The 15,803-nt window shown below is 30.5% G+C and carries 14 protein-coding genes; 9 read left to right on the plus strand and 5 right to left on the minus strand.

Features of this window, described 5'->3' with window-relative positions; all coding sequences use genetic code 11:
- Positions 1-1,230, plus strand: coding sequence for a 3-phosphoshikimate 1-carboxyvinyltransferase (locus HXZ69_RS03065; RefSeq protein WP_286494955.1), 1,230 nt, complete (start codon positions 1-3; stop codon positions 1,228-1,230).
- A 57-nt stretch (positions 1,231-1,287) separates the two neighbouring features.
- On the opposite strand, the gene HXZ69_RS03070 is transcribed toward HXZ69_RS03065, so the two are convergent.
- Together HXZ69_RS03070 and HXZ69_RS03075 are read right to left on the minus strand one after the other, a co-directional pair.
- Entirely contained in the window at positions 1,288-3,120 is a 1,833-nt protein-coding gene (locus HXZ69_RS03070) for an ABC transporter ATP-binding protein (protein WP_286494956.1), read from the minus strand.
- 149 nt (positions 3,121-3,269) lie between these two features.
- A complete protein-coding gene (locus HXZ69_RS03075) occupies positions 3,270-3,695 on the minus strand; it encodes a DUF2147 domain-containing protein (RefSeq protein WP_038333244.1) in 426 nt (141 codons plus the stop codon).
- 332 nt (positions 3,696-4,027) lie between these two features.
- Between HXZ69_RS03075 and epsC the strand changes: the two genes are divergently transcribed.
- From epsC to clpB, 3 genes are all read left to right on the plus strand, one after another.
- Entirely contained in the window at positions 4,028-4,801 is a 774-nt protein-coding gene (epsC, locus tag HXZ69_RS03080) for a serine O-acetyltransferase EpsC (protein WP_125348924.1), read from the plus strand.
- A 12-nt stretch (positions 4,802-4,813) separates the two neighbouring features.
- Positions 4,814-5,722 carry a cysteine synthase A gene (cysK, locus tag HXZ69_RS03085; protein WP_038333247.1) on the plus strand — a complete coding sequence of 303 codons (909 nt, stop codon included), beginning with the start codon at positions 4,814-4,816 and terminating at the stop codon, positions 5,720-5,722.
- A 157-nt stretch (positions 5,723-5,879) separates the two neighbouring features.
- Positions 5,880-8,492 (plus strand): ATP-dependent chaperone ClpB, encoded by a 2,613-nt coding sequence (clpB, locus tag HXZ69_RS03090; protein WP_286494958.1) that lies wholly within the window; start codon positions 5,880-5,882, stop codon positions 8,490-8,492.
- Positions 8,493-8,545: 53 nt separating this feature from the next.
- Here the strand turns inward: clpB and HXZ69_RS03095 are convergent, their stop codons facing one another.
- Complete coding sequence (locus HXZ69_RS03095) at positions 8,546-9,055, minus strand: DUF2480 family protein (RefSeq protein WP_286494959.1); 510 nt, start codon at positions 9,053-9,055, stop codon at positions 8,546-8,548.
- Positions 9,056-9,155: 100 nt separating this feature from the next.
- Between HXZ69_RS03095 and lpxB the strand changes: the two genes are divergently transcribed.
- The 4 genes from lpxB (at position 9,156) to HXZ69_RS03115 (ending at position 12,862) form a co-directional block, all read left to right on the plus strand.
- Complete coding sequence (gene lpxB, locus HXZ69_RS03100; RefSeq protein ID WP_286494960.1) at positions 9,156-10,268, plus strand: lipid-A-disaccharide synthase; 1,113 nt, start codon at positions 9,156-9,158, stop codon at positions 10,266-10,268.
- 246 nt (positions 10,269-10,514) lie between these two features.
- Positions 10,515-10,955 carry a hypothetical protein gene (locus HXZ69_RS03105; RefSeq protein ID WP_180905443.1) on the plus strand — a complete coding sequence of 147 codons (441 nt, stop codon included), beginning with the start codon at positions 10,515-10,517 and terminating at the stop codon, positions 10,953-10,955.
- A 13-nt stretch (positions 10,956-10,968) separates the two neighbouring features.
- Complete coding sequence (locus HXZ69_RS03110) at positions 10,969-11,526, plus strand: RNA polymerase sigma factor (RefSeq protein WP_038333274.1); 558 nt, start codon at positions 10,969-10,971, stop codon at positions 11,524-11,526.
- On the plus strand, positions 11,513-12,862 hold the full coding sequence (locus tag HXZ69_RS03115; protein ID WP_038333276.1) for a porin family protein: 1,350 nt from the start codon (positions 11,513-11,515) through the stop codon (positions 12,860-12,862). Before HXZ69_RS03110 ends, HXZ69_RS03115 begins: the two co-directional genes overlap by 14 nt.
- A gap of 16 nt (positions 12,863-12,878) precedes the next feature.
- Here the strand turns inward: HXZ69_RS03115 and HXZ69_RS03120 are convergent, their stop codons facing one another.
- Positions 12,879-13,316 (minus strand): DUF2141 domain-containing protein, encoded by a 438-nt coding sequence (locus HXZ69_RS03120; RefSeq protein WP_260391932.1) that lies wholly within the window; start codon positions 13,314-13,316, stop codon positions 12,879-12,881.
- Between the two features lie 76 nt (positions 13,317-13,392).
- Between HXZ69_RS03120 and HXZ69_RS03125 the strand changes: the two genes are divergently transcribed.
- Positions 13,393-15,357: a ComEC/Rec2 family competence protein gene (locus tag HXZ69_RS03125; protein WP_286494961.1), complete on the plus strand. Its 1,965-nt coding sequence runs from the start codon at positions 13,393-13,395 to the stop codon at positions 15,355-15,357.
- Here the strand turns inward: HXZ69_RS03125 and HXZ69_RS03130 are convergent.
- On the minus strand, positions 15,347-15,790 hold the full coding sequence (locus tag HXZ69_RS03130; protein WP_125348917.1) for a thioredoxin family protein: 444 nt from the start codon (positions 15,788-15,790) through the stop codon (positions 15,347-15,349). The two genes, HXZ69_RS03125 and HXZ69_RS03130, sit on opposite strands and share 11 nt — an antisense overlap.
- Between the last annotated feature and the right edge of the window lie 13 nt (positions 15,791-15,803).

The following is a 15,803-nucleotide window of genomic DNA, read 5'->3' on the forward strand; positions in this document are numbered from 1 at the left end:
ATGATTGAAATTTCTGCTCTAAAATCTCCTATAAACAATCAATTAGCCATCACAGGTTCTAAAAGCGAAAGCAATCGTTTGTTGCTATTAAGTCAATTATTTGAGAATGTTTTGACATTAGAAAATGTTTCAAATTCAGAAGATTCTCAATTAATGCAAAAAGCGTTAGCGAACAAAACTGATTTAGTTGATATTCACCACGCGGGAACTGCCATGCGATTTTTAACGGCTTATTTTTCTATTCAAGATGGACGAAAAATAACGTTGACAGGTTCTGAAAGAATGAAACAACGTCCAATAAAAGTTTTAGTTGACTCCTTGAATGAGTTGGGTGCAGAAATTTCGTATCAAGAAAACGAAGGTTATCCGCCTTTATCGATTGTTGGAAAAAAAATAACGAAAGATTCTATTACAATCCCTTCTAACATTAGTTCTCAATATATCTCGGCTTTATGTTTGATCGGAACGAAATTAGAAAATGGATTAACGATAAAGTTGGATGGAAAAATTATTTCTGTTCCTTATATTCAAATGACAATTCAATTATTGAATAAAGTTGGAATTAATGCAATTTTCGAAGGAAATACAATCAAAATTCCTTTTACTGAAAACATCAAAGCTCAAACATTACAAGTAGAATCTGATTGGAGTTCAGCTTCATATTATTATAGTTTGATTGCTTTATCGCAGAATTCTGAAATTAAAATCTCAACTTATTTCGAAGATTCTTTACAAGGAGATTCAGCTTTAAAACATATTTATGCAGAAAATTTTGGTGTAATTTCAACTTTTGAAAATGGAGTTTTAACATTAAAAAATGAAGATAATTTCATACCAAAATCTATCATCGAATTAAATTTAATCAATACTCCAGATATTGCACAGACGATTTCTGCAACTTGTGTGGGATTGAAAACAAAATGTCATTTAACTGGTTTAGAAACACTAAAAATCAAGGAAACAGACCGTTTAGTCGCACTTAAAAATGAGTTGGAAAAATTTGGAGCAATTATAACAATTACAAACGATTCATTAACGATAGAAGGTTATAATAATTTTGAAAAAACGCCAACTTTAGCAACATATAACGACCACAGAATGGCAATGTGTATGGCGCCTTTAGCACAAATTTACCCAATTCGAATTGAGAATGAAATGGTCGTAGAAAAATCTTACCCAACATTTTGGGAAGACTGGAAACAATTAGGTTTTGAAATTAAATCGATTTAAAATATAACAAAAAAATCCGCTTAATAAGCGGATTTTTTTAGTTTGTATATACTTCATTTATTCAAAATTCTGCATATTTACCAAATTGGCATAAACGCCTTTTTTCTCAATAAGTGAATGATGATTTCCTTGTTCAATAATTTTACCTGCTTCCATTACTACAATTTTATCCGCATTCTGAATTGTTGATAAACGGTGCGCAATAACCAAAGAAGTACGATTTTGCATCATATTATTCAAGGCAACTTGTACCAATTTTTCAGATTTCGTATCCAAAGCAGAAGTCGCTTCATCCAAAACCATAATCGGTGGATTTTTATAAACCGCACGCGCAATACTTAAACGTTGTTTTTGTCCACCAGAAAGCTTGCTACCTCCCTCTCCTACTGACTCTTGATACTTTTCTGGCATTTTTACAATAAACTCTTCCGCATTTGCAATTTGCGCAGCATATTCTACTTTTTCCAAATTTGGACATTTATCACCTAATGAAATATTATTAAAAATTGTATCATTAAACAAAATAGAATCTTGCGTAACCAAACCAAATAACAAGCGATAATCATTTAATTTTATATGTTTAATATCAATTCCATCAATCAAAATTTGACCTGATTTCACATCCCAAAAACGAGTAATTAAATTCGCCAAAGTCGATTTTCCAGAACCAGATTGCCCAACAAAAGCAACGGTTTCTCCTTTGTTAATTGTTAAATTAAAATTCTCAATTACATTATGTTTACCATAAGCAAATGTCACATTTCTAAACTCAATTTTATCTTCAAAAGCTTCAATTCCTTTTGCATCTGGAACATCTTTTATCGAAACATCAGCATCCAAAACCTCAAAAATTCTCTTTGCAGAAACCTCTCCTTTTTGTACATCTGATAATGCTTTCGAAAAGCGTTTAATCGGATCTAATAATGTATAAAATGTTGCGATATAAAAAATAAATTGTGATCCTGTTAAACCATTTCCTTCTAACGATAATTTACCACCAAAAAAAACAATTAATCCAATTGTAACAGCACCTAAAAATTCACTTGTTGGTGAAGCCAAAGCACGTTTTTTCATTACTTTTTGAAGATATTTTCGATAACGATTAATCGATTCATCAAAACGACCTTTTACTTGATCTTCTGCGTTAAAAATTTTGATAATCTTAAGCGAAGAAAGTGTTTCGTCTACATAAGTAATAATGTTAGATAATTCGTCTTGCGCATGAGCAGCAGCTTTTTTCAGACTTTTTCCAATCAACGAAATAATTGTTCCCATAATCGGAAAAACCAAAATAGCGAAAATTGTTAATTGATAGCTAACTGTAAATAATACTACAACGAAAAAGATAATCATAATTGGTGAACGTATGATTTCTACGACTGAATTTAAAATATTAGATTCAACCTCATTTACATCACTAGAAATACGATTTAACATATCTCCTTTTCGTTTTTCAGTAAAATAAGCAACTGGCAAATCAATAATTTTGTTATGAATATCAACACGTAAATCACGTGTCACACCCGAACGTAAATCTACCAAACAAGTTTCTGAAAGAAAACTGAAAATATTTCGAAATAAAAATGCAATAATAAATATCACACACGAAATCGCTAACACATAAACTGGTCCTTGAGTTTGAGAAAGCTCATTCATATAATAAGCTGAATAATCTGAAAAAAATTGTTTCAGATTACCCAAATCACCAGAATAAATAGGTTTTGCGATAACTCCAGTTGTTTTTTCACCAAACAAAACACTCAAAATTGGCATCATAAAAGCCAATGCAATTACATTGAAAAGTGCATAGAGTAAATTGAATATAATCGCTGTAACAAACGAAGTTCTATATGGTTTTGCGTATGAGAACGCTCTTTTAATTAAACTCATTGATGTATTTTAGAAAATCAAAACCTTAGTTTTGAAGTTACAAATTTACGTAAAAAAAATAATGACTATTCTTTTAGAAATAGTCATTATAGAGTAAAATTTTGTGGGTTTGATTACTCAGAGTAACCTTTTCGTTTTTGTTTTGATTTTTATTTAACTCGTTGCCAAGTTTGCGTTCTTCCTACAAGAGAAATCCCGATAAAACCTCTTACGTCTAATTTATCATTTCCGTTAAGAGACATTTTTGCTTTGTATTCCTTTCCACTATTAGGATCAATGATTTTTCCACCATTCCATTCTTTTCCATCTTTTTTAAGACCAGAAAGAATTTGCATTCCTAAAATTGGTTTATTTTTTAATGCTCCTGAACAATCTGTACATTTTGCATCTTCTTTTCCTTTCGTTAAAATCTTAGTGACTTTACCATAAAGTTTTCCATCTTTCTCGAAAATCTCTACGTAAGACTTCGCCTGTTTTGTCTCATCATCAATTGTTTTCCAAGTTCCTATTGGTGATTGCGCATACATTAAAGATGTCAACATAAAGAATAATCCGAATAAAATTGATTTTTTCATATTTTTATCCTTTAAAATTTATTTCACTAAAATAACTATTTTTTAGTGTAAATAAAACACTACGCTTTATTTTTTATAAAAATAATCTCTTTTAAACATAAAAATTCATTTATAACATTAATTATCAATCATTTAATTCAATAAATATTTTTAAATAAATAATTATAAATTTTATTCATAAAAGTCAAAATAGTGTATTATTATGCTTACATAGCAATAATAAAAACGAAGGCATTTTTATGGTTTTTGTCATTTTTATGACAATTTCTTCTTCAAGAATAAAAAAATGAATACATTTGTCTACTATTTTTATAGAGTTTATAGATTGAAGAATGAATCAGCTTACGAAATACAGTTTACCATTTAGAAAACAAGAAGTAGAACCTTTGATAGAATCCATTATTTATGATGAGATTTTTCAACAACCAAATCCTTTGTACAAGAAAGAAGATTTACTCAATCAATTCAATTCTATTTTGTTAAAAATTGTTCCTGAGGAGAAATCGAATCAAATTAGTTTATATTTTTTTGAACAATTTGCACAACTTAGACAAGAATTAGAGGAACTAATTTTTGTTTTTTATGCAAATGATCCTGCATCTAAATCGGAAATTGAAATCATTTTAGCCTATCCTGGTTTTTTTGCAATTGCAATTCATCGTTTAGCACATATTCTCTACAATTTAAATACGCCTATTCTTCCTCGTTTTTTTTCCGAATATGCACATTCTAAAACTGGAATTGATATTCATCCTGGTGCTTCAATTGGAAAAAACTTTTATATCGATCATGGTACAGGAATTGTCATTGGAGAAACAACATTGATTGGTGATAATGTGAAAATTTACCAAGGCGTAACATTAGGAGCGTTTTATGTTTCGAAGAATTTGGCTAATAAAAAACGTCATCCAACAATAGAAAATAATGTCACAATTTATGCTGGAGCAACTATTTTGGGAGGAACAACAATTATTGGAAAAAATTCTGTAGTCGGCGGAAATGTTTGGATTACAGAAAGTATAGAAGAAGATTCTGTTGTCTATCAAGAGAATCAACCACAAATAAAAAAACAAAAAAAAGAACAACATATCAATTATATCATCTAAAACCTTACAACAATGATTTACAATAATGTATTAGAAACCATAGGAAATACACCAATTATTAAACTGAATAAATTATTTCCTAACCATAACGTTTATATTAAAGTAGAAAAACAAAATCCGGGTGGATCAATAAAAGATCGTATTGCTTTGGCAATGATTGAAGATGCTGAAAAAGCTGGAATTTTAAAACCTGGAGGAACAATTATAGAACCTACTTCGGGTAATACAGGAATTGGCTTATCATTTGTTGCGGCTGTAAAAGGTTACAAAATGATTATCACAATGCCAGAATCGATGTCAATTGAACGTCGTAAAATTATGGAAGCTTATGGTGCTGAATTTGTTTTAACTCCAAAAGAATTAGGAATGAAAGGCGCTATTGCAAAAGCACAAGAATTAGCCGAAACAATAGAAGGCGCTTGGGTTCCGCAACAATTTGAGAATAATTCGAATCCGACAGTCCATTACAATACAACAGCAAAAGAAATCCTTGAAGATTTTCCACAAGGAGTTGATTATTTAATTACAGGAGTTGGAACAGGCGGACATCTTTCTGGAATTGGAAAAGCATTAAAAGAAGTTAACTCTTCAACAAAAGTTATCGCTGTAGAACCAACAGATTCTCCTGTCATTTCAGGAGGAAATCCTGGTCCACACGCGATTCAAGGAATTGGAGCAGGATTTATTCCTACTAATTTAGATACTTCAATCGTTGATTCTTCTACTCAGATTACAAAAGAAGAAGCATTTGAATTTGCAAAAAAAGTGGCTAAAGTAGAAGGTATATTTGTCGGAATTTCTACAGGTGCTTCATTGGCTGCAGTTGCTAAAACTTTGAATGAAGTAGACAAAAACACGAAAATATTAACTGTCAACTACGATACTGGCGAACGCTATTTATCAGTAGAAGGTTTATTTTAAATACTATAAAAATTTTTAAACGAAAGGAGATATTGACAAAATGTCTCCTTTTTTTATTCAACAAAGTCAAAAAGTCAGTTTTTAGGTTTTATTTCTACTTTGGAATTTTTTTTGATGAAATACACCAAACAAAACCAATATAAAAAACTAAAAACCAATGGATTTTAATCAATTTACAATAAAGGGTCGTGAAGCGATTCAAGTAGCGCAGCAAATTGCAGTTGCACAAAAAAATCAAGCAATAGAACCAGCTCATATTTTAGGTGGAATGATAGATGTTGATGAAAACGTGTTATCATTAATCTTAGAAAAACAAGGTGTAAAAATGGATATGTTGAAACCTGAGTTGGATTTAGAAATCAATAAATATCCAAAAATAGAAGGTCAACAAGGAAATCATCTTTCCAATTCATCTAACCAAATTTTGCAATCTGCACAAGAAATTGCAAAAGAGATGAACGATGATTTTATCACCTTAGAGCATTTATTATTAGGTATAATCAAGAATGTATCGCCTGTAAGTCAATTATTAAAAAATAGAGGTGTAACATTCGACAACACAAAAAAATTAGTAACAGAATTGAGAAACGGAGAAAGAGTAACTTCTGAAAACGCGGAAGGAACATATAATTCATTAAACAAATACGCTAAAAACTTAACAGATTTAGCAAAAGAAGGAAAATTAGATCCTGTAATTGGACGTGATGAAGAAATTCGTCGTGTTTTACAAATTCTATCACGTCGTACAAAAAATAACCCAATCCTTATTGGTGAACCAGGTGTTGGTAAAACCGCTATAGCAGAAGGTTTAGCACATCGTATCATCAATGGAGATGTTCCTGAAAATCTTTTGAATAAACAAATTTTTTCATTGGATATGGGAGCTTTGGTTGCTGGTGCAAAATACAAAGGTGAGTTCGAAGAGCGTTTGAAAGCCGTTGTGAAAGAAGTAACCGCTTCGAATGGAGAAATAATTTTGTTCATCGATGAGATTCACACGCTTGTTGGTGCTGGCGGCGGCGGAGAAGGTGCAATGGATGCTGCAAATATCTTGAAACCTGCTTTGGCTCGTGGCGAATTACGTTCGATTGGTGCTACAACTTTGAATGAATATCAAAAATATTTTGAAAAAGATAAAGCTTTAGAACGTCGTTTCCAGAAAGTAATGGTAGAAGAACCAGATGAAGAATCGGCTATTTCTATTTTGCGTGGAATCAAAGATAAATACGAGCAACACCATAAAATTGGAATTAAAGACGAAGCAATTATTGCGGCTGTAAAATTATCAACACGTTATATTACAGATCGTTTTTTACCAGATAAAGCCATCGATTTGATGGACGAAGCAGCTTCTAAGTTGAGAATGGAAATGAATTCTAAACCAGAAGATTTAGATAAATTAGATCGTAGAATTATTCAATTAGAAATCGAAATTGAAGCGATAAAACGCGAAAATGACGAGAAAAAATTGAATCTTTTAAAAGAAGAATTATCTAATCTTCAAGATGAAAGAAATCAATTGAATTCGAAATGGGAAGCGGAAAGAAATCGTGCCGATGAAGTTCAAGATTTAAGAAAATCTATCGAAAATATCAAATTCGAAATTGAGCGTGCAAAACGAGATTACGACTATGCAAAAGCTTCCAAATTAGAGTTTGAAGATTTAGTTAATGCAAAAAATAATTTAGAAGAAGCTGAACATAATCTAGAAGAAAATAAACAAAATAAACTGGTAAAAGAGTTTGTTGATGCGGATGATATTGCAGAAGTTGTATCGAAATGGACAGGAGTTCCGGCTCAGAAAATGATGCAATCTGATCGCGAAAAATTATTGAATTTAGAAAACGAATTACACAAACGTGTTTTAGGTCAAGAAGAAGCAATTATAGCAGTTTCTGATGCCATTCGTCGTTCTCGTGCAGGTCTTAGTGACGAAGGAAAACCAATCGGTTCGTTCTTATTCTTAGGTTCAACTGGTGTTGGGAAAACTGAGTTGGCAAAAGCCTTAGCCGAGTTCTTATTCGATGATGAAAATGCAATGACTCGTATCGACATGTCCGAATATCAGGAGCGTCATGCAGTTTCTCGCTTGGTTGGGGCACCTCCGGGTTACGTTGGTTACGACGAAGGTGGTCAGTTAACAGAAGCGGTTCGTCGCCGTCCTTATTCAGTTATTTTGTTGGACGAAATTGAGAAGGCACATCCAGATGTTTTCAATATTTTGTTACAAGTTTTGGATGACGGACGTTTGACAGACAACAAAGGTCGTGTGGTTAACTTTAAAAATACGATTATCATTATGACATCGAATTTTGGTTCTCATACGATTTTGGATAAATTCTCAAACATTGACGAAAATAATGTGGCACAAGTTTATGATGAAACAAAAGATGTCGTTTTTGAGGAATTGAAACAAAACTTTAGACCAGAATTTTTGAATCGTATTGATGAAATTATTTTGTTCCGTCCATTGAGTGAAAATCAAATTTCTGGAATCGTGAATATCTATTTAAGCGGAGTTGCGAAGAAATTAGCACAACGCGATATTACATTAGATATTACGCCAGAAGCTGTCGATTATTTAGCAAGAAAAGGCTACGATCCTCAATTCGGAGCAAGACCATTGAAACGAGTTATTCAACAAGATGTATTAAATGAACTTTCAAAAGAAATTTTAAAAGGAACAATAAATGATAATGATGCGGTTTTAATCGATTATTTCGAAGAAAAACCTGGAGATAATAAATTAGTTTTCAGAACTAATCAATAAGTATTTTACGATTTTATTCATGTGTAAAAAATCCGCTCGTTGAGCGGATTTTTTTAATTCTTCTTTTTATAAAGCGGAACAGTGCTACACGCTTCACCAAACATTAACGAGCTTACAATTGGTTGTAAACGTTCAATTAACTGAATATAAGCCGATTCTGGCACAGGTTTGTGAGAGCAACCTTTCACTATTATTTTTCCATCAACATAATCTTCATAAGGCAAATGATCTACAATTTCTGTGTACAAAATCGTATCCAAATCTTGCAAACTTCCATGTACAATTCGTTTCGCAATTGGCGACAAATAGGTTGCAACCAACAAATAAGCCCAAGACGGAACAATCGCATCCGCAGTACACGTTAACGCTACATATTTATCTTGATATTGTGTCCAATCATGATTTTTAAGATTTTCTCTAAAATCCTTTTCTCTAAGAATCAATTCTTCATATAACCAATCTTTCAAGTCAAAAACAACACGATCTCCATCAGGATAATAATCCTGTAAATCAATTGTTACTAAACTACTATTGGCAACTTTATTTATAATTTCGTCTGACATTTTTCTTTGTTTGAAAGAGTAAATTTACGCAATAAAAAACATTGAAATCTACTCCACTTATAGATTTCTCCTATCTTTGTAAGAAGAAAAATGATTTCCATTGAAATACTATATCATTGCAGGTGAAGCTTCGGGCGATTTGCACGCATCGAACTTAATGAAAGAATTAAAATTAAAAGATCCACAAGCTGAATTCAGATTTTGGGGAGGAGATTTGATGCAAACGCAAGGCGGAACTTTAGTCAAACATTACAGAGATTTGGCGTTTATGGGTTTTGCTGAAGTTGTAATGAATTTGAGAACGATTTTAGGAAATATTTCGGTTGCTAAAAAAGACATCGAAGCTTATCAGCCAGATGCAGTTATTTTAGTTGATTATCCTGGTTTTAATCTCAGAATTGCTGAATTTGTAAAAAGTCTTGGAATTAAAATTTACTATTATATTTCGCCACAAATTTGGGCTTGGAAAACTGGTCGAGTTCATAAAATCAAAAAAGTTGTCGACAAAATGTTTGTGATTCTTCCGTTCGAAGAAGAATTTTATCAACGTTACAATTACAAAGTAGATTTTGTCGGAAATCCATTATTAGATTCGTTGAATAATCTTCCGCCAATTGATGAACAACAATTTAGAAAAGATCATAATTTAGACGAAAGACCAATTATTGCTTTACTTCCTGGAAGTCGAACACAAGAAATTAAAGTCAAATTACCTTTGATGCTTTCAGTGGAAAAAGATTTTCCCGATTATCAATTTGTTGTGGCTGGTGCACCATCTCAACCAATCGAAAATTATAAAAAAATTGCAGGCAACAACTTGAAAATTGTTGAGAATAGAACCTATGATTTATTACGAGTTTCTCATGCAGCCTTGGTTACATCAGGAACAGCAACATTAGAAACTGCTTTACTGAAAGTTCCAGAAGTTGTTTGTTACAAAGGAAATGCTATTTCGTACGAAATCGGAAAACGTGTTGTAAAAAACATTCGTTTTATTTCGTTGGTAAACTTGATTATGGACGAAGAAGTAGTGAAAGAGTTAATTCAATATGATTTAACTTACGAAAATATCAAACGAGAATTAGATTTAATTTTAAATTCTCCTAAACGTGAAAAAATCATGAAAAGCTACGAAGAATTGTATCATAAACTTGGTGGAATTGGCGCTTCAGAAAGAACCGCTTCACTAATTACTGAGGACTTAAAAAAATAATTAAAAAAAAGTAAAAGTTTGACGCAACCTTTTATTGTTTTTTTAATCTTGTAAGCTATAGATGTCATTCAGATCTAATTATTAAAATGTTTCAGGATTGACTTAATTAAAGTTTACACCTATTCTAACAAAGTAATCCTCTTGATTTTCAAGGGGTTTTCTTATTCTATATATTAATTTCTTATTCTTTCACGCAACCTTTTCTAAAATCTATATCTTATTTTTATAACGATTAAAACTCATACAATGAAATTAATGAAAAGATTAAGCATGTTTGCTTTGGTAGGTATTTTAGGTTTATCAACATTTAGTTGTTTAAATAATGATGACTCAGATTATATGAATTATGGTTTTTTAGCAACAACGGCAATTAATGTTCATGAAGACTCTATTCAGCCAGTAGGAAAAACTACAAATATTCGAGTAACGTACGAAAAAACAAATTCTTGTCAAAATTTTATTCAATTTAGCTCTTTACAAGGAAGTACAACTTTTAAACACAACATTGGTGTTTATGCAAGTCAAAGTAATGGAAACTGCACGCAAAATACTTCGTACGAAACAAAAACTTTGAAGTTTACACCTAAAGAAGCTGGTGAGTACACATTAAGATTTTGGACGGGAAATAAACCAAATTCAACTGAACCAATTTATGACTCAATTGTGTTAAATATCAAAGAAAAATAAAGTCCAATAAGTTTTGAATAGTGACTCTCTTGAAATTTTAATCAAGCAATGTCAAGAACAAAATAGAAAAGCTCAAGAAGAAATTTATGTTGAGTTTTCACCTGTTTTGTTCTCGATCTGTCTTCGTTATGCCGAAAATTATGAAGATGCGCAAGATATTTTTCAAGAGGGTTTTATTCATATCTTCAATAAAATAAATCAATTCAAATTCGAAGGATCTTTTGAAGGTTGGATGAAACGGATAATGGTAAATCTTAATTTAGAAAAACTAAAAAAGAAGAATAATTTACCTTTTGAAGATTTCGAAAATCTCATTATCACACAGGAAGATGACGACGAAGTTGAAGAAGATTTTGATTATCAACAGTTGTTAGAAGCCGTTCATAATCTTCCACCACAATATAGGCAAGTTTTTAACCTCTACGTTTTTGAAGAATATTCGCACCAAGAAATTGCAGAAATGCTGACCATTTCGGTTGGAACTTCAAAATCAAACTTATCAAGAGCACGAAATTTATTAAAACAAAAACTCAATCAATTAAAAACTGTCACAGAAGATGAACAAATTTGATCAACATATTAAAGATAAACTCTCGCAACCACAACTTCCTCCTTTGGATGCTTGGAAAAATATTCAGGAGAAATTAGACGAGAAAGAAAAGAAAAAACGAATCATTCCTTTATTTTATTGGATTGGTTCTACTGCGGCATGTTTAGTTGTGGGAATTTCTATCTATTATTTTAATCAAAATGATACAATTAACGTTAATCATATGCCGACTAATGAAGTTGTAAAAACAAAATCGACTTCTAAAGAATCTATCAAAAAAGATTGGAATAATATTGAACATACAAATGAAAAGTCTTTTGATAATAAGATTGTTTCTTCTGTAAAAAAATCTTCTAAATCAAATCAAAAAACAATTCAAAGTTCAAGTTCATATTTTGAAAATATAATTGGAGAATCAACTTTATTTTCGAATACAATTCCAAATCAAAAAGAAGATAAAACACTAGAATTATCTCAAAAGAATTCAACTCAAAAAGATAATTTTGTACAAAATAATTCTTCAATCAATCCAAAAAATGAAGTTTCTGAAAAAGAAACTAATCCTAAAATTTTAGAAGAAAAACCATTAGAATTAGTTCTTCAAGAAGAGGAAAAAAAGAAAGAGAAAGTAGAAATCAAACAGAAATCTCCACTTCTGACGATTTCTTCGTACATCAATCCAACAAAAGTGTTAGAATCAAAATCTATTTTAGCAAATGAATTTAATGATTACAACATCAAAAATAACATTACAGTTGCTTATGGCGCAAAAGTTTCTGTTCGATTAAATGATAAGATAAATGTTCGTTCGGGAATTGCAAAAGTTGAGTTGGAACAAAATACAACCAATATAAATTCGGGAATCAATACAGGTGTTTATGCACTTTCTGCAAGCATGCCAAAATCATCTAACAATATCACATATCATTCGAATATTCGAGTTGTAGGTGATAATATATCACATACAACAATGACCATGTTGTCTTCTGAAACCAATACTATGGAACAAAAAGTTCATTACATCGAAGTTCCATTAGAAGTTGAATATAAATTGGCAAGTTTTGATAAATTCAATATTATAGCAATAGCGGGAGGAAGTTATTTTGCTGTAACGAAAAATTCTATTTCATTAGCTGATACTAATACAAGATCAAATTATAAATTAGGCGAAGCAAATAACTTAAATAATTCGAGTTATAGCGCTAACGCTGGAGTTAAGTTAGAGTATAATTTATCAAATAAATCAAGTATAAATTTGGAACCAAATTATAGATATATGCTAAATCCATTGAAAAATGTAGATGCTAAAAATCCTTCTTTATTAGGATTGAATATAGGTTTTTCAATTAAATTTTAACAAAAAAAGACGAAGATTATTCTTCGCCTTTGTTATTGTTTAATTTGATTACAATTGTATTATTTTCTTCAGTCATATCCACTTTGGCTTCCTCAAAAGTTGGCTCACGCAAAATAGGATCTAAATTCTTAGAAAAACCATACGGTTCTTTACGCACACCCAAAAAACTTTTATCAAGCTGTTTATTATTGTTCGTATCCAAATACACTTTTACCGCATAAAATGTTGGCTCAATATCTTTAAAAACCGTTTCATACTTGTCTATATCAGCAACTGGAACGTACAATTTTTTGAATGCATTTTGACCTTTTGTATAATTTTCTACATTTCTATAAAACTCTATAGCCAAATTTCCTTTCATTTTCTTAAGGTTTGTGATTGATAGTTTTACATCAATTTGAGCCATTGCCATTTGAGTAAAAAATAACACAATTAATATAAGAATCTTCTTCATTTTTTTATTTTTTTAATCAATTCATTTACAAATAATTAAAACCTACTATTTGTAAAAAAATTTATAAATTATTAGGATGAAAAAGTATCTCTTTTTTACCCTAACAATTTGTTTCTCAATCGGAATAATTTTATCCGAATTATTAATTCCTGCTACAAATTTACGAATTATATTTTTTTCATTAATTATTCTACTTTTTATCTCTTTGTTAAAAAATAATAATCGTCAAAATATAATCACTTTTTTAGGCATTTCGATGATTTTAGGCTATTATATTCATCAAAATTATAATAGACATTCAAAAATTGATTTCGAATCTGTTTCGAGAATTCATTTACTAAAAGTCGTTTATAGTTCTAATTCTACCGAAAAATATACCAATTACGTTGTAAAAGATATTGAAACGAATGAGCAAATTTTACTTCATATCAAACCTCAACAACAAATTTTATATCCCAATGATGAAATCATAATTTTAGGAGAAAAAAGAGAAATCCAAGAACCGTTAAATCCATATCAATTTGATTATAAACGTTTCTTAAACAGAAAACGAATTTATTCTCAAATCTTTACAAATGAAATTATTTCTATTCACAAAGAAGGAAATGGATTTCGAAATTGGGTTGCCAAATCGAAAGTCAAGATTCGAAAAGAACTAACAGAACAAGGTTATTCCCTTGAAAGTAGAGCGATTATTTCGTCTATGCTTTTGGGTGATAGAACAGAGCTTTCGCAAGAACTCAATCAAAGTTATGTAGCAACAGGAGTTGTGCATATTTTATCCATTTCTGGTTTACATGTGATGATGATTTACATGATTTTACAATTCGTTTTACAACCATTATTAAAGCTAAAACAAGGTCGAAAAATTAGAATAATTATTAGCTTAATATTTATCTGGATCTTTGCTTTTTATGTCGAATTACAACCGCCAGTTTTTCGTTCTGCGTTGATGATTACCATTTATTATATTAGCGAATTACTCAACCGACCAAAAAATATTTTTCACACACTTTCACTTTCTGCTTTTATCATTCTAGTTTTTCAACCTAATTATTTGTTTGATGTTGGCTTTCAATTGAGTTTTTCAGCGGTCTTTTTCATTGTTTGGCTCAATCCAATTTTTGAGTATTATTGGAAAGTTAAAAATAGTTTCCTGAAGAAAATCAAGATTATGATTGAAACAAGTTTATCTGCTCAATTAGGAACTTTACCAATTTCGGTCTTGTATTTTAATCAATTTTCAGGATTGTTTTTATTTGGAAATTTAGTCTTGATTCCTGCTTCCTTTTTTATGATTTGTGGCGGAATAATTAGTATTCTTCTCATCATTTTCGATCTTAATATTCCAATCTATACATGGATTTTCAATCATTTTATCTATTACTCAAATCAATATATTTATTGGTTAGCGAACTTCAAGTTTATTGCAAAAGATGTTTACATCAGTTTATTTACCGCAATTTTGATTGGCGTTATTTTATATGCATCAAAACCATTGTTCCTAAAAAAATCTAAACTAGCATTATTTGTTTGTTTAATTTCTTTATTTCTAATTCAAGTGGAACGATTTCACCAAATTAATCAACTCAATCATTCGAATGAATTAATCGTTTTTAATCAATACAAGAATAGTATTATCGGCATAAGAAATCAACGAAGTTTAAGCATTTTAAGTGAAAATCCTTTAGATGAAAAAACATATAATTTTACGATTAAACCATATAAAATCCACGAAAGAATAAAAGATGTTAGTTTCTACTCTTATGATTCAGACTTTAAACATCAACATTTTATCAAACATCCAAATTCTATTGAAACGAAGTCATTTAAGCTCTTATTAAATGAAGAACATTCTGATATTCCTTTTTATGTGTTAATTCATCAATCAAATCTTTATCCTTTCGAAAATAATGAAAATTTAAAAAGGGTAATTGCTGATGCCAGCAACTACCCTTCTATTGTTACAGAACTCGAAAAAACTTCTGATTCTGTTTTATGGAAAACCTCTCAACAAGGTTATTTCTCGATTAAATTTTAATATCGTTTATGAAATCTGTTGAACTACGATAACCCAAAACGACTTTGTTGATATCTCCTTTTCCGTTCATCAAAACAGTTGCAGGATAACTCAATTGTCCGTTTGTAAAGGCATATGCCATATAATTCGCTTTAGCAGGCGCAATATATGTGTACTGAATTCCCATAAATTTTACCATATCCTTTGTTTCTGCATCAAATTTTACCGCAATGTAATTTTTGTTTACATAATCTGCGACTTTATTATCTGTAAAAGTTTCTTTGTCCAAACGCTTACAGAATCCACACCAAGTTGTATAAAAATTAATCAATACAGGTTTTTCTGGATGTGCTTTTATTTCCTTTGTTGCTTCGTCTAATGATAACCATTTAATTTCTTGTCCGAAAAGAAATGATGATAAAATTAGGGCAGCGATTGCTAAGCTTGATTTCATAAATTTCAATCTT

Origin of the sequence: Empedobacter sp. R132-2, assembly GCF_030324375.1 — a bacterium.
Classification (GTDB): domain Bacteria; phylum Bacteroidota; class Bacteroidia; order Flavobacteriales; family Weeksellaceae; genus Empedobacter; species Empedobacter falsenii_B.

What these genes read in the sequence shown, in the direction of transcription:
- HXZ69_RS03070 (WP_286494956.1), bottom strand. Translation starts at nt 3,120, where the DNA reads ATGAGTTTAATTAAAAGAGCGTTCTCATACGCAAAACCATATAGAACT.
- HXZ69_RS03075 (WP_038333244.1), bottom strand. Translation starts at nt 3,695, where the DNA reads ATGAAAAAATCAATTTTATTCGGATTATTCTTTATGTTGACATCTTTA.
- clpB (WP_286494958.1), top strand. Translation starts at nt 5,880, where the DNA reads ATGGATTTTAATCAATTTACAATAAAGGGTCGTGAAGCGATTCAAGTA.
- HXZ69_RS03130 (WP_125348917.1), bottom strand. Translation starts at nt 15,790, where the DNA reads ATGAAATCAAGCTTAGCAATCGCTGCCCTAATTTTATCATCATTTCTT.
- HXZ69_RS03115 (WP_038333276.1), top strand. Translation starts at nt 11,513, where the DNA reads ATGAACAAATTTGATCAACATATTAAAGATAAACTCTCGCAACCACAA.
- HXZ69_RS03120 (WP_260391932.1), bottom strand. Translation starts at nt 13,316, where the DNA reads ATGAAGAAGATTCTTATATTAATTGTGTTATTTTTTACTCAAATGGCA.
- HXZ69_RS03105 (WP_180905443.1), top strand. Translation starts at nt 10,515, where the DNA reads ATGAAATTAATGAAAAGATTAAGCATGTTTGCTTTGGTAGGTATTTTA.
- HXZ69_RS03065 (WP_286494955.1), top strand. Translation starts at nt 1, where the DNA reads ATGATTGAAATTTCTGCTCTAAAATCTCCTATAAACAATCAATTAGCC.
- epsC (WP_125348924.1), top strand. Translation starts at nt 4,028, where the DNA reads ATGAATCAGCTTACGAAATACAGTTTACCATTTAGAAAACAAGAAGTA.
- HXZ69_RS03125 (WP_286494961.1), top strand. Translation starts at nt 13,393, where the DNA reads ATGAAAAAGTATCTCTTTTTTACCCTAACAATTTGTTTCTCAATCGGA.
- cysK (WP_038333247.1), top strand. Translation starts at nt 4,814, where the DNA reads ATGATTTACAATAATGTATTAGAAACCATAGGAAATACACCAATTATT.
- HXZ69_RS03095 (WP_286494959.1), bottom strand. Translation starts at nt 9,055, where the DNA reads ATGTCAGACGAAATTATAAATAAAGTTGCCAATAGTAGTTTAGTAACA.